Annotated in this window: 15 protein-coding genes; 9 read left to right on the forward strand and 6 right to left on the reverse strand. The window is 71.4% G+C overall.

Annotated elements, in window-relative coordinates:
• Positions 1-10 precede the first annotated feature (10 nt).
• The 3 genes from ACRWK8_RS13285 (at position 11) to ACRWK8_RS13295 (ending at position 3,776) form a co-directional block, all read left to right on the forward strand.
• Positions 11-1,219 (forward strand): DUF4192 domain-containing protein, encoded by a 1,209-nt coding sequence (locus ACRWK8_RS13285; RefSeq protein ID WP_431870532.1) that lies wholly within the window; start codon positions 11-13, stop codon positions 1,217-1,219.
• A 212-nt stretch (positions 1,220-1,431) separates the two neighbouring features.
• Positions 1,432-3,096, forward strand: a complete 1,665-nt coding sequence (ettA, locus tag ACRWK8_RS13290) for an energy-dependent translational throttle protein EttA (RefSeq protein ID WP_378735208.1) — start codon at positions 1,432-1,434, stop codon at positions 3,094-3,096.
• Positions 3,097-3,224: 128 nt separating this feature from the next.
• Positions 3,225-3,776 carry a globin gene (locus ACRWK8_RS13295; protein ID WP_378735206.1) on the forward strand — a complete coding sequence of 184 codons (552 nt, stop codon included), beginning with the start codon at positions 3,225-3,227 and terminating at the stop codon, positions 3,774-3,776.
• Between the two features lie 9 nt (positions 3,777-3,785).
• Here ACRWK8_RS13295 and ACRWK8_RS13300 read toward each other — a convergent pair whose 3' ends face one another.
• Both ACRWK8_RS13300 and ACRWK8_RS13305 read right to left on the reverse strand, forming a co-directional pair.
• The gene (locus tag ACRWK8_RS13300; protein ID WP_378735205.1) at positions 3,786-4,220 is read right to left on the reverse strand and encodes an acyl-CoA thioesterase; all 435 of its coding nucleotides are present in this window, start codon (positions 4,218-4,220) and stop codon (positions 3,786-3,788) included.
• 167 nt (positions 4,221-4,387) lie between these two features.
• Entirely contained in the window at positions 4,388-6,481 is a 2,094-nt protein-coding gene (locus ACRWK8_RS13305; protein WP_431870535.1) for a prolyl oligopeptidase family serine peptidase, read from the reverse strand.
• 378 nt (positions 6,482-6,859) lie between these two features.
• Here ACRWK8_RS13305 and ACRWK8_RS13310 point away from each other — a divergent pair, with 378 nt between their 5' ends.
• Both ACRWK8_RS13310 and ACRWK8_RS13315 read left to right on the forward strand, forming a co-directional pair.
• On the forward strand, positions 6,860-7,360 hold the full coding sequence (locus ACRWK8_RS13310; RefSeq protein WP_378735391.1) for an HNH endonuclease: 501 nt from the start codon (positions 6,860-6,862) through the stop codon (positions 7,358-7,360).
• 149 nt (positions 7,361-7,509) lie between these two features.
• Complete coding sequence (locus tag ACRWK8_RS13315; protein ID WP_378735201.1) at positions 7,510-7,716, forward strand: FmdB family zinc ribbon protein; 207 nt, start codon at positions 7,510-7,512, stop codon at positions 7,714-7,716.
• 10 nt (positions 7,717-7,726) lie between these two features.
• Here ACRWK8_RS13315 and ilvD read toward each other — a convergent pair whose 3' ends face one another.
• Positions 7,727-9,589, reverse strand: a complete 1,863-nt coding sequence (gene ilvD / locus ACRWK8_RS13320) for a dihydroxy-acid dehydratase (protein WP_431870537.1) — start codon at positions 9,587-9,589, stop codon at positions 7,727-7,729.
• 231 nt (positions 9,590-9,820) lie between these two features.
• Positions 9,821-10,606, reverse strand: coding sequence for a nuclease-related domain-containing protein (locus tag ACRWK8_RS13325; protein ID WP_378735389.1), 786 nt, complete (start codon positions 10,604-10,606; stop codon positions 9,821-9,823).
• A 210-nt stretch (positions 10,607-10,816) separates the two neighbouring features.
• Between ACRWK8_RS13325 and ACRWK8_RS13330 the strand changes: the two genes are divergently transcribed.
• Complete coding sequence (locus ACRWK8_RS13330) at positions 10,817-12,256, forward strand: amidase (protein WP_431870539.1); 1,440 nt, start codon at positions 10,817-10,819, stop codon at positions 12,254-12,256.
• On the opposite strand, the gene ACRWK8_RS13335 is transcribed toward ACRWK8_RS13330, so the two are convergent.
• Entirely contained in the window at positions 12,153-13,535 is a 1,383-nt protein-coding gene (locus ACRWK8_RS13335) for an MFS transporter (protein WP_431870541.1), read from the reverse strand. The two genes, ACRWK8_RS13330 and ACRWK8_RS13335, sit on opposite strands and share 104 nt — an antisense overlap.
• Before the next feature lie 201 nt (positions 13,536-13,736).
• On the opposite strand from ACRWK8_RS13335, the gene malQ reads away from it, so the two are divergent.
• Entirely contained in the window at positions 13,737-15,770 is a 2,034-nt protein-coding gene (gene malQ, locus ACRWK8_RS13340; protein ID WP_378735193.1) for a 4-alpha-glucanotransferase, read from the forward strand.
• 101 nt (positions 15,771-15,871) lie between these two features.
• On the opposite strand, the gene pepN is transcribed toward malQ, so the two are convergent.
• Entirely contained in the window at positions 15,872-18,415 is a 2,544-nt protein-coding gene (gene pepN / locus ACRWK8_RS13345; protein ID WP_431870543.1) for an aminopeptidase N, read from the reverse strand.
• A 262-nt stretch (positions 18,416-18,677) separates the two neighbouring features.
• On the opposite strand from pepN, the gene ACRWK8_RS13350 reads away from it, so the two are divergent.
• Positions 18,678-19,313, forward strand: a complete 636-nt coding sequence (locus ACRWK8_RS13350) for a mycothiol-dependent nitroreductase Rv2466c family protein (RefSeq protein WP_431870545.1) — start codon at positions 18,678-18,680, stop codon at positions 19,311-19,313.
• 19 nt (positions 19,314-19,332) lie between these two features.
• Positions 19,333-19,488 carry a hypothetical protein gene (locus ACRWK8_RS13355; protein ID WP_378735187.1) on the forward strand — a complete coding sequence of 52 codons (156 nt, stop codon included), beginning with the start codon at positions 19,333-19,335 and terminating at the stop codon, positions 19,486-19,488.
• Positions 19,489-19,622 lie beyond the last annotated feature (134 nt).

Genomic DNA, 19,622 nt, shown 5'->3' on the forward strand with positions numbered 1-19,622 from the left:
ACGTGGAACCATGCCCGGTGAACAGCACGACCCCTCCTCCGGCCCCCACGACCCCACCTCCGCTCCACTGCGCCTGCGTACCCCCACCGACCTCCTCGCGGCCCTGCCCTACCTGGTGCACCAACCGCTGGACGACGCGGTGGTCGCCCTGGTGCTCAGGCAGGAGAGCGTCCTCGGGGTCCTGTACGGCGGACTCGACCACCTGGACCACGTCCTGACCCCGGACCGCAGCGGCCGGGCGGCGGTGGACGCCGCGCTGGGCGAGGGCGGCGGTGCCCTGCTGGTGGCCGGTTTCGGTCACTCCGCGCGGATCACCCCGCACGTGCGCGCGCTCCTGCACGAGGCCCGCGCCCGGGGACTCCCCGTCCTGGAGGCGCTGCGGGTGGCCGGGGACCGCTACTGGTCCTACCTCTGCCACGACCCCGACTGCTGCCCCGCCGAAGGGAGGCGCTTCGACCCGGACGCGTCCCCGGTCCCGGCCGGGGCGGTGGTGCGCGGACTGGTTCCGGTCGTCCGGGATCCCTCCGCGCGGGTCGGGTTCCTGCTGGAGCCCGTGCACGCGTCGGTGCGGTCCGAGGTGGCCGAGGAGGCCGCCGCCGAGGAGGAGCGCCTGGGCGGCGCCGACCAGGTGGAACGGCACACCGCCGTGGTGCTGGAGACCCTGCGCGAGGAGGCGCGTCACCGGGTCACCGCCCCGGCGGCCCTCGCCCGGCTCGGCGTCCACCTCACCCGCGTTCCGGTGCGGGACGCCGTGTGGACCCGCATCACCCCGGAGACCGCCGCACTCCACGTCCGGCTCTGGTCCCGGGTGGTGCGCCACGTCCCGGACCGCCACCGACCGGCCCCGGCCGCCCTGCTGGCCGTGGCCGCCTGGCAGGTGGACGACCTCGATCTGGCCCGCGCCGCCGTGAACGTGGCACTGGAGGCGGAGCCCGGGTACGCGATGGCGGTACTCATGGCCCGCGCCCTGGAGACCGGGCTGCCCGCCGAGCGCTGGCGGGGCTTCCTGGCCGCCCGCACCGACGACGGGGACGTCCCCGAGGACCCGGAGAGAACCCCGCGTCACGTGGGGGACTGGTGTCTCCGGCACCGCGCTCCCGGCGCCGCGCTCCCGGCACCGCGTCCCCGGCACTGTGCGGCGACTCGTCCACGCCGCCCACGGACGTGCCGGTCCGGCGGATGTGGGTGCCGCGTCCCCCGTACCTCTTCGCGATGTTGAGCTGCCGAAGGGTCGCGGACCGGGGGACACGGGAACGTGTGGAGGTCTCGGTGCCCTCCGCCTGAGTCCGTCGCACGAGGGCCGAGGGGATCGGGGCCCTGGGTGCCCTCTGCCCGGTGACCCTTCCCCGGGGTCCTCCGGCCGGTACCGCCGCGCACCCTGATCGCCTGTGATGGCGGGGGCACCGGCCCGGACGCCCTAGGCTTGGAGGCATGCCGGAGTACATCTACACCATGCAAAACGTGCGCAAGGCGCACGGCGACAAGGTCGTCCTTGACAATGTCTCGGGGTCGTTCCTGCCCGGAGCCAAGATCGGTGTCGTTGGCCCGAACGGGGCGGGTAAGTCGACGCTGCTGAAGATCCTGGCCGGCATCGAGCAGCCGTCCAACGGTGAGGCGCGGCTCATGCCCGGGTTCACCGTGGGTCTGCTCGCCCAGGAACCGCGGCTCGACGAGAGCAAGACGGTCCTGGAGAACGTCGAGGACGGCGTCGCCGAGACCAAGGCGATGCTGAACCGCTTCAACGAGATCGCCGAGCAGATGGCGACGGACTACTCCGACGACCTGCTCGAGGAGATGGGCAAGCTCCAGGAGCAGCTCGACCACCGCAACGCCTGGGACCTGGACAGCCAGCTGGCGCAGGCCATGGACGCCCTGCGCTGCCCGCCCGGGGACGCCTCCGTCACCCAGCTGTCCGGTGGCGAGAAGCGCCGCGTGGCGCTCTGCAAGCTGCTGCTGGAGGCCCCTGACCTCCTGCTGCTGGACGAGCCCACCAACCACCTGGACGCCGAGAGCGTGAACTGGTTGGAGCAGCACCTGTCCAAGTACGCGGGCACCGTCATCGCGATCACACACGACAGGTACTTCCTGGACCACGTCGCCACCTGGATCCTGGAGCTGGACCGCGGCCAGTTCTACCCCTACGAGGGCAACTACAGCACCTACCTGGAGACCAAGCAGGCCCGCCTGAAGGTCGAGGGACAGAAGGACGTCAAGAAGGCCAAGCGCCTCAAGGACGAGCTGGAGTGGGTCCGCTCCAACGCCAAGGCCCGCCAGACGAAGAGCAAGTCGCGTCTGGCCCGCTACGAGGAGATGGCCGCCGAGGCCGACAAGACCCGCAAGCTGGACTTCGAGGAGATCCAGATCCCGCCGGGTCCGCGTCTGGGCAACACCGTGGTCGAGGTCAAGAACCTCACCAAGGGCTTCGAGGACCGGGTGCTCATCGAGGACCTCAGCTTCTCGCTGCCACCCAACGGCATCGTCGGCATCATCGGTCCGAACGGTGTCGGCAAGACGACCCTGTTCAAGATGATCGTCGGTGAGGAGACCCCGGACGAGGGCAAGATCACCGTCGGTGACACGGTCGAGATCTCGTACGTCGACCAGTACCGGGGCCGGATCGACGACACCAAGAACGTCTGGGAGACCATCTCCGACGGGGAGACCTTCATCGAGGTCGGCAAGGTCGAGATCCCCAGCCGCGCCTACGTCGCCGCCTTCGGTTTCAAGGGCTCGGACCAGCAGAAGTCCGCCGGTGTGCTCTCCGGTGGTGAGCGCAACCGGGTGAACCTGGCGCTCACCCTCAAGCAGGGCGGCAACCTGCTGCTCCTGGACGAGCCCACCAACGACCTGGACGTCGAGACCCTCGGCTCGCTGGAGAACGCCATCCTGGACTTCCCGGGCTGTGCCGTGATCACCTCCCACGACCGCTGGTTCCTGGACCGCGTCGCCACCCACATCCTGGCCTGGGAGGGCGGCTCCTCCTGGTTCTGGTTCGAGGGCAACTTCGAGTCCTACGAGAAGAACAAGGTCGAGCGCCTCGGTCCGGAGGCCGCGCGCCCGCACGCGGTCACGCACCGCAAGCTCACCCGCGACTAGTCACGGGTGCGTCGTCAGGGCCCCGCCGACCGGACCTCCGGACGGCGGGGCCCTTCGTTTGTTCCCCTGGATACTCCCTCGGGGAAGGCCCAGGGGAGGGGACGCGGACGTGGCATACCCTGGGGTCGATGACTTCCGCGCGTGATGACCACCAGGGCGCGGGCGAAGAGCCCGTGCGAATGACGTTCTACGAGGCCGTGGGCGGTGAGGAGACCTTCACCCGCCTGGTCCGCCGTTTCTACGAGGGCGTCGCCGACGACCCCGTGCTGCGGCCCATGTACCCCGAGGAGGACCTGGGGCCCGCCGAGGAACGGCTGCGCCTGTTCCTCATCCAGTACTGGGGCGGCCCCCGCACCTACAACGAGCAGCGCGGCCACCCGCGCCTGCGCATGCGCCACGTGCCGTTCCGTATCGGAGCGGCCGAGCGCGACCTGTGGCTCAGGCACATGCGTGACGCCGTGGACTCCCTGGACCTGCACGAGGCCCTGGAGCGTCAGCTCTGGGAGTACATGGTCATGGCCGCGCACAGCATGGTCAACGTCGCCGAGGACGCCACGCCCCCGGCGGTGACCAAGCCGACCTCACTGCGGGTGGGCGGCGACGGGAAGGTGCGGCGCGACTCCGGGGACGCGGGCGACGATGACGACGGCGAGGCCGTCACCATCTCCCTCAAACGGTGACCGGCTCCCTCAGGAGAACCGGTGAAGGAGCGAGCGCTCGGCGTCGTTGAGGCGCCGGGCGCTCTGCGTCGCCACGTCGAAGCCGACCAGGACCGTCCGGGCACGCAGGTAGACGCGGTCGTCGTCGAGGATCTCGTAGTCCATGGTGAAGCTGGCGTTGCGTACCTCGGTCACCCAGAGCTCCACGCGCACGGGTTCGACGCGGGGCAGCAGGGGGGCGACGTAGTCGGCCTCCTGGCGGGCCACCACGGTCGCACCGAACGCCTCGGGGTGATCCCCCACTCCGAAGTGGAGGAAGCCGACGCGGGCGTCCTCCAGGTACGTCAGCATCCGGACGTTGTTGACGTGCTGCTGCGGGTCGAGGTCGGCGTAGCGCACCTGGGCCAGGTGTACGTACCGCTGGGGCCCGGTGGTCGCGGTGTTCTCGACCTCGGTCTGTGTCACGCTGCATCCTCTCCGCGGGGTGGGCGCGCCCCGCACCACGTGGTGCGGAACCGCCCCGGCCTCCGAAGATTGTCCCAAAGACCACCTGGTCGGGCCCAGGCGCGGGAGGCTCCCGTTCTGTGTCCTTGCTCTCCTCCGGGCGTGCGACCCGGAGGAGAGCCGCGGGATCAGGGCGTGGAGAGGCCCAGGTGGTGTGCGAGGAAGGCGAGCTGGTCGGCGGTGAGTGCCGTGCTCCGGCTCACCGACCGCGAGCTGTGCCCGACCTCGGCCTCACGCCGCACGAGGATGGGCTTCTCCTCCACCGGTGCCGAGGTGGCCCACTGCATCTCGGCGCACAGTTTGCGGGCGTGCAGCGGGTCCACGCGGGTGTCGTTGTCGAACACCGTGAACAGGGTGGCCGGGTACCGGGTCCCCTCACGCACGTTGTGGTACGGGGAGTAGCCGAGCAGCCAGCCCAGCTGCTCGGGGTCCTCGGCGCTGCCGAACTCCACGTTCCACAGCTGGCCCAGCCCGAACCTCTCGTAGCGCACCATGTCGAGCAGCGGCGCCGAGCACACGGCGGCCGCGAACAGGTCCGGGCGCTGGGTGACCATCGAGCCCACCAGCAGCCCGCCGTTGCTGCCGCCCATGACCGCCAGCTGTTCCGGGGTGGTGACCCCGCTGCCGATCAGGTGCTCGGCGGCCGCGGCGCAGTCGTCGAACACGTTCTGCTTGTTGGCGAGCATGCCGCCCCGGTGCCACTCCTCGCCCTCCTCCAGACCGCCGCGCAGGTTGGCGACGGCGTACACGCCCCCGGCGCGGACCCACGCCAGGATCGCGGCGGAGTAGCCCGGGGTGAGGGAGATCTGGAAGCCGCCGTACCCGTAGAGGATGGTCGGCCGGGGCCCGTCCACGGGTGCGGCGGGGGAGATCACCAGCATGCGGACGGTGGTGCCGTCCCCGGACGTGAACGCGACCTGTTCGGTCCGGACCTCGGGCAGGTCGATCTCGCCCGGGAAGTCGGCCCACAGCTCGACCCGCCCGGTCCGCGCGTCGTAGTGGTACACGGACGAGGGGTGGGTGTTGTCCGTGTAGCCGAACCACGCCTCGTGCCCGCCCTCGGGCCTGGTGGTCAGCCCGGCGAGGCTGCCCAGACCGGGCATGGGCAGGGCACCGAGCCGTTCACCGGTCGCCGGGTCGTGCCGGGTGACCTCGCTGATCGCGTGGCGGCTCCACACGGCCAGGAGCTCGGGGGTGCCGTGCCCGTCCCAGCCCAGCAGGGAGTGGCCCTCCAGGACCGCCTCCGGGTCCTCGGGGATCAGCGTGGTCCAGTTCTCGTACCCGGGCTCGGCCGGGTCCGCGACGCACAGGCGACCGCGCGGGGCCTCGCGGTCGGTGAACAGGTACAGGCGGCCGTCCCGCCCCATCCTGGGGTGCAGGTCGGAGTCGACCCCCTCCTGGACGGTGACCAGCCGGGGGCTCTCCAGCGGGCCCTCCTCCAGGTCGGCCACCCAGGCGTTGGTCGCGGACGAGGTGCCCCGGACGGAGGTCAGGACCAGCCACCGGCCGTCCTGGCTCACGTCCACGCCGAAGTACTCGGTCTTGTCCCGGCCCTGCCCGAAGACCAGGGCGTCCTGGTCTCCGGAGGTGCCCAGGCGGTGCAGGTAGACGCGGCGGTGGTAGGAGGTCTCGTCCTCCGGCACCTCCTCCGGGGGGAGACGGCGCACGTAGTAGAAGGCCGACGCGTCCGGCAGCCAGGCCACCGGGCTGTAGCGCGTGCGGTCGAGGGGACCGTCGACCAGCTCGCCGGAGTCCACGTCGACGACGCGCAGCGACGACTCCTCGTTGCCGCCCTCGGAGAGCTGGTAGGCGAGCAGACGGCCGTCGGGGGAGGGGCGCCAGGCGTCGAGGGTGGTCAGACCGGAGGGGTCCAGGGCTCCGGGGTCGATCAGGACGCGTTCGGGGCCGTCGCCGTCCCGCACGTGGAGCACGGCGTGCTCCTGCCCGGGTGCGCGCCGGGTGACGAAGAGCCGCTCGCCGCGCCAGAGGGGGGTGCCCACGTGTCCGGCGCCCATGAGCGAGCGCACCTGCCCGGCGAACCAGTCGCGGGTCACGTAGTCGCTCGACAGCTTCTCGTACAGGTCGTCCTGGGCGTCGGACCACGCCTTGGTGTCCGTGGAGTCGGCTTCCTCCAGCCACCGGTAGGGGTCGTGGACGGAGTGTCCGTGGAGGGTCTCGTTGATGTCCAGCCGTGTGGCCGGGGGATAGCGGAGTTCGCGCATACTTCGCACCCTATCCACCGGTATCTCACTGTGTGTGTTCGGCGCGGCGGGAGGATGAATCCGGGTTCACCGGACGCACAATGGGTTCCAGAAAGCGACAACGGGCGTTTTCTGGGCGGCCCGCCGTAAATTGGGGTGGCGCCGGAGTGGTCCGAACAAGCAAACTGAATGCGGGACGCAACTCGGCGGGAACCACCGGGAGGTCCGTGTGGCAAGGCGTACGGAGACACCGATCCTCGGGTCGGTGCACAGGGAGGTCACCTGGCTGGCTGATCGGCTGGCCGGGGAAGAGACATGGCGGTCGCACGCGGCCGCCGGGGCGACGCGATGAGCGCCCGACGCAGCCGGGAGGGTGGTCCAGGCACCGCCCGCCGCCACGTGCTGCTGCTCAACGCCAGCTTTGAACCACTGACGACACTGCCGCTGCGCAGAGCGATCCTGCTCGTCCTGCGCGAGAAGGCGGAGGTCGTTCACGACGACGGCGCGGGGGCGGTGCTGCACTCGGCGACGCGCTCCTACGACGTACCGTCGGTGATCAGGCTTCGGCGCTACATCAGCGTCCCCTACAGCCGGAGGGTGCCCCTCACCCGGGTGGCGCTCATGCGGCGGGACCGGCACACCTGCGGTTACTGCGGGAAGAAGGCGGAGACGATCGACCACGTCATCCCCCGGAGCCGCGGTGGCGCGCACGTGTGGGAGAACGTGGTGGCGGCATGCAAGCCGTGCAACCACCGGAAGGCGGACAAGTTCCTGGACGAGATCGGCTGGGAACTGCACATCACCCCGAAGGTGCCGAAGGGCCCCCACTGGCGGTTGATCAACGGTGATCTGCACGGCGACCCCCAGTGGGAACCGTACATGGCACACCTGGCCGCCTAGGCGGCGACAAGGGTCGGAACCGGGCGTCCCACCCGGCCCGGACGACGCCCCCGGGGAGCCGACCCCTCGTCGGTTCGCCGGGGGCGCCCCCGTGCACGGCGCCCGCCGGGGGCTGGAGAACGGCCCCGCCCCCGCTTATCCTGGGTCCCATGCCCCGATACGACTTCCGCTGCCGCGAGTGCGGCGACACCTTCGAGCTCTCCCGCCCCATGGCCGACTCCGACGCCCCCGCCGACTGCCCCCGGGGGCATGACGACACCGTGCGCCTGCTGTCCACCGTGGCGGTGGGCGGACGCGCCGCCGCCCCCGCCACCTCCGGTGGCGGAGGGTGCTGCGGGGGCGGCTGCTGCGGCTGAGGCCGGGGCCCTACCTCTCGATCTGGGTGACGTCACGCGCCGCGCCGGTGGAGGCCGAGGTGGCCATCGCCGCGTAGGCGCGCAGCGCGGCGGTCACCGGGCGCTGGCGGTCGCGCGGCCGGAACCGGCCCAGCTCCTTGAGCAGGCGCTCCCGGCGCGCGTTCAGCTCGTCCTCGGAGACCTCCAGGACGATGCCCCGGTTCGGGATGTCGATGCTGATGGTGTCGCCGTCCTCGACCAGGGCGATGTCGCCGCCCGCCGCCGCCTCGGGTGAGGCGTGGCCGATGGACAGTCCCGAGGTGCCGCCGGAGAAGCGGCCGTCGGTGATGAGCGCGCAGGCCTTGCCCAGGCCGCGGCCCTTGAGGAAGCTGGTCGGGTAGAGCATCTCCTGCATCCCGGGGCCGCCCTTGGGGCCCTCGTAGCGGATGACGACCACGTCACCGGGCTCGATCTGCTTGTTGAGGATGCCGTCCACGGCGTCGTCCTGCGACTCGAACACCTTCGCGGGCCCGGAGAAGGTCCACAGCTCCTCCTCGACACCGGCGGTCTTGACGATCGCGCCGTCGGGGGCGAGGTTGCCGAACAGCACGGCCAGGCCGCCGTCCTTGGTGTAGGCGTGCTCCACGGAGCGGATGCAGCCCTTCTCGCGGTCCTCGTCCAGGGTGTCCCATCGGACGCTCTGCGAGTAGGCCTTCGTCGTGCGCACGCCGCCGGGGGCCGCGTGGAAGAGCTCCACGGCCTCGGGCAGCGCCGTCTCGGAGGTGATGTCCCACTCGGCAAGGAACTCGCCCACGGTCTTGCCGTGCACGGTGGGCAGCGAGGTGTCGAGCAGGCCGCCCCGGGCCAGCTCGCCCAGGATGCCGGGGATGCCGCCCGCCCGGTGGACGTCCTCGATGTGGTACTTCTCGGTGTTCGGCGCGACCTTGCACAGGCACGGGACGCGGCGGGAGATCGCGTCGATCTCGGGGAGCCCGAAGTCCACACCGGCCTCGGTGGCGGTGGCCAGCAGGTGCAGGATCGTGTTGGTGGAGCCGCCCATGGCGACGTCCAGCGCCATGGCGTTGGCGAAGGCGGCGGGGGTGGCGATGGAGAGCGGCAGCACCGAGGCGTCGTCGTCGCGGTAGTAGCGCTGGGCGGCCTCCACGACCAGGCGCCCGGCGTCCTCGTAGAGGGCCCGCCGCGCCGTGTGCGTGGCCAGGACCGTGCCGTTGCCGGGGAGGGCCAGCCCCATGGCCTCGGTGAGGCAGTTCATCGAGTTGGCGGTGAACATCCCCGAGCAGGAGCCGCAGGTGGGGCAGGCGTTCTCCTCCATCTCGTCCAGCTCGGCCTGGGAGACGCTCTCGTCCGCCGCCGCGATCATGGGGTTGATGAGGTCGAGCTTGCGGACCGTGGTGGCGGTGCCGTCGACCACCGTGACCTTCCCGGCCTCCATGGGGCCGCCGGAGACGAACACGGTGGGGATGTTCAGCCGCATCGCGGCGAGCAGCATGCCCGGGGTGATCTTGTCGCAGTTGGAGACGCACACGAGGGCGTCGGCACAGTGCGCGTTGACCATGTACTCGACGGAGTCGGCGATCAGCTCGCGGCTGGGCAGCGAGTAGAGCATGCCGCCGTGGCCCATCGCGATACCGTCGTCGACGGCGATGGAGTTGAACTCGCGGGGCACGCCGCCCGCCTGGCGGATGGCGTTCGCGACGACCTCGGCGACCTCGCGCAGGTGCACGTGTCCGGGCACGAACTCCGTGAAGCTGTTGGCCACGGCCACGATGGGCTTGCCGAAGTCCTCGCGCTCCACACCGGTGGCGCGCATGAGGGCGCGGGCACCTGCCATGTTCCTGCCGTGGGTGACCGTGCGTGAGCGTAGGGCTGGCATGGGGTGCACTCCCATCGTTACGGGTGTTTCCCCACGATGGTAGTCCCCCCCAGGGACAGCTTCGGTCTCGCCGGAAGAGACAGGAGTCCCGGATGGTGAGATTAACCGAGGTGGGGGCTCCGGTTCGAGGCCTGCCCGCGGGGTCGTCGGCGGAGGCCGGACACGCGAGAGGCCCGGAGGCCACGACGGTGTGGCTGGCTCCGGGCCCGGGACGGACGAGGGGGGACGGGGTCAGTAACGTGGCGGCAGGGCCTTCTTCGCGGCCTGATAGATCTCCTCGATCTCGGTCTCGCTCAGACGATCGCGCCCGCTGCGCAGCCACTTGCGGACCTTGGTTCCGGTGATGATGTCCACGCCCCGCAGCCGGTGGCTGTCCCAGGGCATGCCCGGACCGTAGATGGCCAGGGAGGCGCGCACCGAGATGTCGCGGCCGAGCTCCTTGCTGATGAGCTCCTCCGCGCGCTTGGCCTCCTCCAGGGCCTCGTCGATCCGCTCGTTCTTGCTGAAGCGGCCGTGGTAGAGCTTCTCCAGCTTGTTGCGCAGCGGGAGCCGCTTGTCCCAGGACTCCGAGTCGATGGCGAACGCGCCGCGACGACCCACGATGAAGTGGTCGATCTGGCCGTTGCCGCCGGGGACGGCGCGCGCGTGGAGGACGCGGTAGCCGAGCTGCTTCATGAGTTTGAGCTGTGCCTCGGTGCGTCGCTGGGCGGCCGAGGGCTTGCGCCAGCGGGGGATCTCCGACTCGCGACGGGCGCTCCAGACCATCACCGCCACCAGGACGATGAGGCCGAGGGTGACGCCGACCCTCCAGTCCCCGGTGAGCATGCCGAAGGCGCCCGCCACGGCCCCCGCCGGAACGCTCCGGAAGATCCAGCGGCGGACGGAGTCGTTCGACCTCAGGGCCCCGTAGAGGGCCTTGGTGCTGGCCGCGCCGCCTTCCTTGCGTTGGTTGGGGAAGAAGAGGGCCTCGGGTCGTTCGGGCTCCGACCCTTCGGACGACGAGCTACGACCGTTCACTCTGGTTGCCGATTCCACGACGGACAGGTTAGTTCCATCCATATCCGAGTCCTAGTGCATGACTTCTCACACTTTTCTTCCCTGGTGTTCTGGCGCCCAAGCGTGTCCGGGGCGCCGGAACGGGGAAGGATTGACCTTTCGCCACCTCTCTGGAGAAGTACCGTTCTTCGGCGTGGTGCCCGTTGCCCTACCCGGTTAACCTCGGGTGCCATGACCAGAATTCATGAACTTCCCGCGCACCGACTCGCCGCGTTGGTCCGCAGTCGTGAACTGTCGCCTGTTGAGATCGCTGAGCACTACCTCCAGCGGATTCGGAGGTTGGACGACCGATATGGCGCCTATATAACGGTCACTGAAGAATTGGCTCTGGAGCAGGCCCGAAACGCGCAGAAACGCGCCATGAGCGACACGCCGGAGGATCTGCCCCCGCTCCTCGGCGTCCCCCTGCCCATCAAGGACCTCGACACCGTCGCCGGTGTCCTCGTCACCTTCGGCTCACGCGCCTTCCCCGACCTCGTGGCCCCCACCGATTCCGCGGTGGTCGCCCAGCTGCGCGACGCGGGCGCGGTCTTCCTCGGCAAGACCAACACCCCCGAGTTCGGCGCCACGTGCCACACCGAGAACGCCGTCGCCCCGCCCACTCGCAACCCCTGGGACACCAGCCGCTCACCGGGCGGCTCCAGCGGGGGCGCCGCCGCGGCGGTGGCCGCCGGGCTCGCGCCCGTGGCCCAGGGCAGCGACGGCGGCGGGTCCATCCGCATTCCGGCGAGTGTCTGCGGCCTCTTCGGGCTCAAGCCCACACGGGGGCGGATCTCTCTCGGACCCGACCGCGCCGACCTCAACGGACTGTCCACGGCGGGACCGATCACCCGCTCGGTCCTGGACGCCGCCCTGATGCTGGACGCCATGGCGGTCAACCTCCCGGGCGACCTGTTCACCGCTCCGCCTCTGCCCCCCGGCGAGACCTTCGCCGACCACGCCCGGCGCGAACCCGGACGGCTGCGCCTCGCCCGCTACTCCGACACCGGGTCCACGGGCATCCCCGTCCACCCCGACGTGCTCGCCGCCCACGAGGAGACCACCCGGCTGCTCCTGGAGCTGGGCCACGAGGTCGAGGAGATCGACAACCCCTTCGAGTCCGCCTTCGGAGGGGCCTTCGCCGAGGACTTCCCGTACCTGTGGGCGGCCATCGCCTCGGCCACACCCGTCGACCCGGCCCGCGAGGGCGAGCTCACACCGATCTACCGGTGGCTCCGCGAACGCGCCCGCCAGACCACCGTGCCCGACCACGTGGGGGCCGTCGCACGCCTCCAGCGCGGCACCCGAGCGATGCTCACGGCCACCGAACGCTTCGACGCCGTCCTGAGCCCCACCCTGGCCCGGCCGCCGGTGCCGATCGGGCACTTCACCTCGGGCGGACCGGAGGAGGAGTTCCGGCTCATGACCGAGTTCACCCCGTTCACCTCGATCTACAACGTGACCGGGCAGCCCTCGGTGAGCGTCCCGCTGCACTGGTCGCCGAGCGGTCTGCCGATCGGCTCCATGCTCACGGGGCGGATGGGCGGTGAGGGGACCCTGCTGTCCCTGTCGGCGCAGCTGGAGCGGGCCCGTCCGTGGGCACACCGGGTTCCCGGGGGCTGGACGGACTGACCGGGCCCGACGGGGCGGCGCTCCGCTCCGCCGGGACGGGTGAGGTGGACCCCGACAGCCGGCTCAGGAACAGGCTGAGGACGGCGGCCACCAGCACCAGCACGGTCGCGCCCAGCGCACCTCCGGCGATCCCGTTGGTGTCCACCAGAGCACCGGTCAACGGCCCCGCGAGCGCGGCGCCGATGCCCATGGCCGTCGCCATCCAGCCGAAGGCCTCCGCTCTGCGGTGGGCGGGGGCCGCGTCGCCCAGACGCCCCATCACCGCGGCCAGGGTGGGTGCGAGCGCCAGGCCCGAGACGAAGAGCAGCGGGGTGATCAGCAGCGGGGTCGGCAGGTGGCTGACCGGCGGCAGGAAGGGGACCAGCACCGCGATGCCCAGGGCGGCGCCGAAGGCGCGCAGCGGCAGCCTCGGCGTGCCTCGGAGCGCGCCCGCCACCGCACCGCCCACCAGGGAGCCCAGTGCCCAGATCGAGGCCAGCACCATCACGTAGTGGGGGGCCTCCAGCTCGTTGGCCCAGGCCACGATGACCAGGTCCATGCCGACCACGCCGGAGACGATCGTCGCGCACATCACGAACAGCAGGCAGAGCGCGGGGTGGAAGAGCAGGCTGCGGTCCGCCGGGGCGGCCGTGCGGTCGGCCCCGTCGCCCGCGTCCCGCGGGACGGCCCCGGGACGGTCTGGTTCGGCCGGGCCGGTCACGCCCGCGCGGCGCAGGGACAGGGCGAACCCCACCGCGCCCATCAGCCCCAGAATTCCCAGAAGCAACAGGGCCCAGCGTGGTCCGGCCAGCGCCACCACACCGGCGGTGAGGATCGGTGAGAAGACGAAGACCAGTTCCTGGGTGGTGGCCTCGGCCGCGTAGATCGCCTGCCGCTCCGAACCCGTGGTCAGCCGGGGCCACAGCGCGCGCACGATCTGGTTGGCCGGGGTGCCGAACAGACCGGTGCCCAGAGCCAGAGGGATCGAGACCCACCACAGCGAGGCGGGGAGCAGCGCCAGCGTGACCAGACCGACGGTGAACACCACACCGCACACCAGCACCAGGCGATCACTGTCGCCCCGGTCGGCCATGCGCCCGCGCAACGGCCCCACCATCGCCATGCCCAGCGTGAACGCGCCCGCCACCAGGCCGGCCAGGGTGTAGGAACCGGTCCAGCCCTGGACGAGGAAGGTGACCGCGATCATCAGTCCCGGTGTGTAGAACCGGGCGGCCAGGGACCAGGTCAACAGGGACAGGACGTGGGGCACGGCGAAGAGCCGTCGGTAGTTGGCGAGCACGTGTTCGATTATGCAGCTCCCACCGGGCACTCCGCCAAGGGTTTCCCCGCCCGGACCGGGGGTGCGCGCGGGGCCAGGGGAAAGCCAGGGGAAAGGGGAGGTAGAGCCACGGCCCAGGAACGGGGAAGGGACACATGTTCCGAGCCCACGCCGGGTCGTCCTGCGGTGTACGCGCGCCGCCGTGGGGCATGATCGGTGTCTGTGAGGGACGTTCAGCTGAGCCGGGTGGCCGAGCGCCACGGGGTCGCGACCGCGTACGAGGACTGGCGGGGCAGACGGGTGCCCGTCAGCCCTGACACGATCCGCCATGTGCTGACCGCCCTGGGGGTGGATCCGACCGACCCCGACGCGGCGCCGGGGCGCGGGCCGTTGCCGCCCGCCGTGGTGGTCCGCGAGGGCAAGGCACCGGACCTGGTGCTGCCCGAAGGCGCCCGCAGTTCCGTGGAGACCTCGGACGGCGCGCTGCTGCCGTTCGATCCCGGCCTGCCCCTGGGCGTGCACACCCTGAGGGTGACCGACCAGGGGACCGAGCACGACGCGCCCCTGCTGGTGGTCCCCGACCGGATCGATCCGTCCGCGCTGCGGGAGAACCCCCGCCTGTGGGGGCTGATGGCCCAGATCTACAGCGTCCGCTCCCGGGCCTCCTGGGGCACCGGTGACCTGCGTGACCTCTCCGAGCTCGCTGAATGGAGCGCCCGGGACCTCGGCGCGGACTTCACCCTGATCAACCCGGTGCACGCCACCGAACCCGACACACCGCTCGAACCCTCGCCCTACCTGCCGGTCAGCCGCCGCTACGCCAGCCCCCTCTACGTGCGCGTGGAGGACGTGCCCGAGTACGCGCGGCTGGACCCGTCCCAGCGCGAGGGCATCCAACGTCTGGCCCGGCCGCTGCGTGAACGGGGCCGCACCGCCGACCTCCTCGACCGCGACGCCGTCTGGGAGGCCAAGCGCACCGCGCTGGAGATCCTCTTCCAGGTGGCGCGCGCACCGGGCCGGGAGGAGTCGCTCCGCCACTACCTGGAGCGCGAGGGGCAGCCCCTGGTCGAGTTCGCCACCTGGTCCGCGCTGGCCGAGGAGCACGGTTCCGACTTCCGGACCTGGCCCTCGGAACTGCGCGACGTCGGTTCGCTCACGGTCGGCCGGAAGGCCCTGGAGCTGTGGCCGCGCGTGGAGTTCCACCGCTGGCTCCAGTGGATCCTGGACGAACAGCTCGGCCAGGCGCAGGGAAGCGCCCTGGACAGCGGCATGGACGTGGGGATCGTGCACGACCTCGCCATCGGCGTGCAGGGTGGCGGGGCGGACGCGTGGATGTACGGCGACGCCCTCGTCCACGGCCTGCACGTGGGCGCCCCGCCGGACGAGTTCAACCAGCGGGGACAGGACTGGGGGCAACCCCCCTGGAACCCGACCCGCCTGGCCCAGCTGGGCTACGGCCCCTTCCGCCAGATCCTCTCCCAGGGGTTGCGGCACGCGGGCGGCCTGCGGATGGACCACGTCATGGGCCTGTTCCGGCTGTGGTGCGTCCCCGAGGGGGCCACCGCCGACCAGGGCACCTACCTCCGCTTCGACCACGAGGGCATGGTGGGCACGCTGGTGCTGGAGGCCCGGCGCGCCGACGCGGTGATCGTCGGCGAGGACCTGGGCACCGTCGAGCCCTGGGTCCGCGACCACCTCGCCGACCGGGGCGTCCTCGGAACCTCCGTGCTGTGGTTCGAGAACGACCGGGACGGCGAACCGCTCCCTCCCGACAGATGGCGCAGGGACTGCCTGGCCACCGTGGCCACGCACGACCTGCCACCGGTCTCCTCGTACCTGTCCGCCGAGCACGTGGAGCTGCGCGACCGCCTCGGGTTGCTCGACCGGCCCGTGGCCGAGGAGCGCACCGCCTCCGAGGCCCGCGTGGCCCAGTGGTGCGCGCTGCTGGTGTACCTGGGGTTGTTGGAGGAGGACGCCGATCCGGTGGGCGACCCGGCCTCAGTAGTCGCCGCGATGCACGCCTACCTGGCGGCGACACCGGCCCGGATGCTGGGCGTGGCTCTCACCGACGTGGTCGGGGAGCGGCGGATGCAGAACCAGCCGGGCACGAGCACCGAGTACCCGAACTGGCGGATCCCGCTCACCAGCGGCGAGGGTGAGCCGGTCCTGGTCGACGAGCTGCTGGCCGACCCCAGGATGGTCGCCCGCGTCCGCCGCACGCTGGGTCCGCTCGGACACCAGGGTCGGGGCCTGTAGACCGGAGACGGTCACGGGAACCAGCCCGCCGCAGGACACGGGACGGCCCCCGGGGAACGCGTTCCCCGGGGGCCGTCACACCGTCGCGTACGCCGTGGTCGTCAGCGGCTCCGACCGGCGGCGACGTCCGTGGCGCGGGCGCGCAGGGCGCGCTCCACACCGGCCCGCCCCTCGATCAGCAGGCGGTGCAGCGCCGGGGCCGGGGAGTTGTCCGCGATGTAGGCGTCGGTGCGCTCCAGGGTCGCCTCCTCCACCAGCTGGCTCGGGTAGACCACCTCGGCGAAGGTCTGCGCGAACTCACCCGTCCACTTCTCCCAGGCCGGGGCGAGCTGGGCGAAGTACCGCTCCAGGTAGGGGCGGTACAGCTCCGCCTGGCGCGGCTCGGTGAAGCCCAGCAGCGTGGCACGGAACTCGGCGTTGGCCAGGTCCCCGCCCACGATCCGCTCCCAGGCGGTCTCCTTGGCCTCGGCCGTGGGGATCGCGGCCCGGGCGCCGGCGGCGTTGCGCTGACCGGCGGCGGTCGGGTCGGCCTCCAGCTCGGCGGCGATCTCCGCCTCGCCCGCCTTCCCCGCGGCGACCAAGCGGCGCAGCAGGGTCCAGCGCAGGTCGGTGTCGACCTCCAGGCCGTCCACGGTGATCGCGCCGTCCAGCAGGCCCCGCAGCAGGGACAGGTGGGCGTCGGTCACGGCGGCGTCGGCCAGGGCGTTGACGTAGGCCAGCTGGAGGTCGCCGCCGGGCTCGGCGGCCGACAGCAGCTCGCTCAGCCGGTCGGCCAGCAGCTCGAACCCGACCGGGCGCCACGCGGGGTCGGCGTAGTTGAAGAGCGCGCCCGAGGCCTGGCGGAGCAGGGTCTGGGCGACCGTGACGTCGTTGACGCCGCTGATCCCGGAGGCCACCAGGGCCACGTAGTCCCGGGCCGCCATCTCACCGTCGCGGGTCATGTCCCAGGCGGCGCTGAACGCCAGCGCGCGCGGCAGCGACTCGCGGATCTCACCGGCGCCCTCCACCAGCGTGCGCAGGGAGCGCTCGTCCAGGCGGATCTTGGTGAAGGTCAGGTCGTCGTCGTTGATGAGCACCAGGTCAGGCCGGGCCCTCCCGACCAGCTCGGGGACCTCGGTACGGGCGCCGCTGACGTCCAGCTCCACGCGCTCGCGGCGCACGATGCCCTCGTCGGTGCGGTCGTACAGGCCCACGGCCAGCCGGTGCGAGCGGAGCGTGGGGTGCTCGGAGGCGGCCTCCTGGAGGACCGCGAACGACGCGAAGTTCCCGTCCGCGTCCACCTCGAACTCCGGGCGCATGGTGTTGACGCCCGTGGTCTCCAGCCACTCCTTAGACCAGGCGGACAGATCGCGGCCGGAGGCGGACTCCAGGTGCTTGAGGAGGTCGCTCAGCTCGGTGTTGCCGAACGCGTTCTCCTTGAAGTAGGCCCGCACGCCCGCGAAGAACGCGTCCACGCCCACGTACGCGGCGAGCTGCTTGAGCACCGAGGCGCCCTTGGCGTAGGTGATCCCGTCGAAGTTCACCTCGACCGCCTGGATGTCGACCATGTCGGCGGCGATGGGGTGCGTGGACGGCAGCTGGTCCTGGCGCAGCGCCCACGCCTTCTCCACGTTGGCGAAGGTCGTCCAGGCGTCGGACCACTGGGTGGCGTTGACCTGGCAGTACACGCTCGCGTAGGTCGCGAACGACTCGTTCAGCCACAGGTCGTCCCACCAGCGCATGGTGACGAGGTCACCGAACCACATGTGCGCCATCTCGTGCAGGATCGTCTCGGCGCGGCGCTCGTAGCGTGCGTCGGTCACGCGGGAGCGGAAGACGTAGTCCTCCAGGAACGTGACCGCGCCCGCGTTCTCCATGGCGCCCGCGTTGAACTCGGGCACGAACAGCTGGTCGTACTTGCCGAACGGGTAGCGCAGGTCGAACAGGCCGTGGAAGAAGTCGAAGCCCTGCTTGGTGACCTCGAACAGCGCCTCGGAGTCCAGGTGCTCCGCGAGCGAGGCACGGCAGTACAGGCCCAGCGGGATGCCGTCGTGCTCGTCGCGGACCACGTGGTAGGGACCGGCGATCAGCGCGGTGATGTAGGTGGACATCACCTCGGTGGCGGGGAAGTGCCAGCGCACCCGCTCCTCACCCGCAGCCTCGCGCTCCACGTCGGGGGCGCTGTTGGAGACGACCTCCCACGACGGCGGCGCGAACACGGTGAGCTCGAACGTGGACTTGAGGTCGGGCTGGTCGAAGCACGTGAACATGCGGTGCGCGTCGGCCGTCTCGAACTGGCTGTACAGGTAGACGGAGTCGTCCACCGGGTCCACGAACCGGTGCAGCCCCTCACCGGTGCGCATGTACGCCGCGTCCGCGACCACCGTGAGTTCGTTCTCGGCGGCCAGGTCCGGCAGGGTGAGCCGTTCGCCGTCGAACAGCTCGGCCACGTCCAGCGCGCGCCCGTTCAGCACGGCGCTGTGGACTCTCGGCGCGGCGAGGTCGACGAAGGTCCGCGCGCCCGGCTCCGTACTGGAGAAGCGCACCACGGTGCTGGACCGGAAGGTCTCCGCACCAGTGGTCAGGTCCAGCTCCACAGCGTAGGACTCCACGCCGAGAATGCGGGCCCGCTCCTTGGCCTCGTCCCGTGTCAGGTTCCCTGCCACGCCACGCTCCCTCCACGGCCGTCTTCGTCGTCGGCCGGAAATCGTCTGTCGACCGCGTCGAGCCCGCCGGCTGGGGTGGGCCGTCGGGCCTGAGGTCGTTGTAGTCGGTTCGATCCTGTCACGCGCGGGGGTGGAATGCGCAACCGATCACCGTGGTTGTCGATCCATGGCGGGGTCCGGTCACTCGGGCCCCGGACGACGGAGAACACCTTCCCCCGGGCCCGGCCCACAGGCGCCCAGAGGCCCCAGCCGAGGAGCAGCGATGACCGAGACCCCCGCGCAGGCGGGCGAGCGCGAGAACGTGTACGCCGACATGTGGTTCGACCCGGCGTGCCCCTGGGCCTGGATCACCTCCCGCTGGCTGCTGGAGGTCGAGAAGGTCCGACCCGTGACCGTGCGCTGGCACGTGATGAGCCTGAGCGTGCTCAACGAGGGCCGGGACCTTCCCGAGGACTACCGGTGGTTCCTCGACCGTGCCTGGGGTGCGGTGCGCGTGTGCGTCGCCGCCGAACAGCGCTTCGGCCCCGAGGTCCTGGGCGCCCTCTACACCGCGCTCGGCACCCGTTACCACGACCGTGACGAGGCGAAGGACACGGACACCGTCCGGGGGGCCCTGATCGACGCCGGTCTGCCCGAGGACCTGGCCGAGGCCGCCGACTCCACCGCGTACGATGAGGCCCTGCGCGCCTCGCACGGCGAGGCGATGAAGCTGGTGGGAGAGGACGTCGGCACACCCGTCATCCAGGTGGAGGACGTGGCCTTCTTCGGCCCGGTGGTCTCCCCGATCCCGCGCGGCGAGGCCGCCGGGAAGCTGTGGGACGGTGTGCGCCTGGTCGCCGGGACCGACGGGTTCTTCGAGCTCAAGCGCACCCGTACGCGCTCACCCATCTTCGACTGACACTTCACCGGGAGAACCCATGCCAGGGCCTGACGACGACCGCCGCGCCACCTTCCTCGACGACCTCGACCTGTTGCCCGACACCACGAGCGACGAACGCTCCGAGGGGTGGGGGGACAGCGACGAGGACTCCTCGGCGCGGCTGATCGCCGACCGCCCCCCGCACTGGGGCTGACCCGGGAGCCGCGCCGGGGCCGACCCCCGGCGCCCGATCGGGGCGGGTATCCGTGGAACCACGGGTGCCCGCCCGCCTCCGTTTCCGGGGCCGCTCCGCCCCTGGCCAACCCGAATCGCGTTCTGCGACAGTGG

The organism is Nocardiopsis eucommiae (assembly GCF_965344335.1).
GTDB classification, from domain to species: Bacteria; Actinomycetota; Actinomycetes; order Streptosporangiales; family Streptosporangiaceae; genus Nocardiopsis; species Nocardiopsis eucommiae.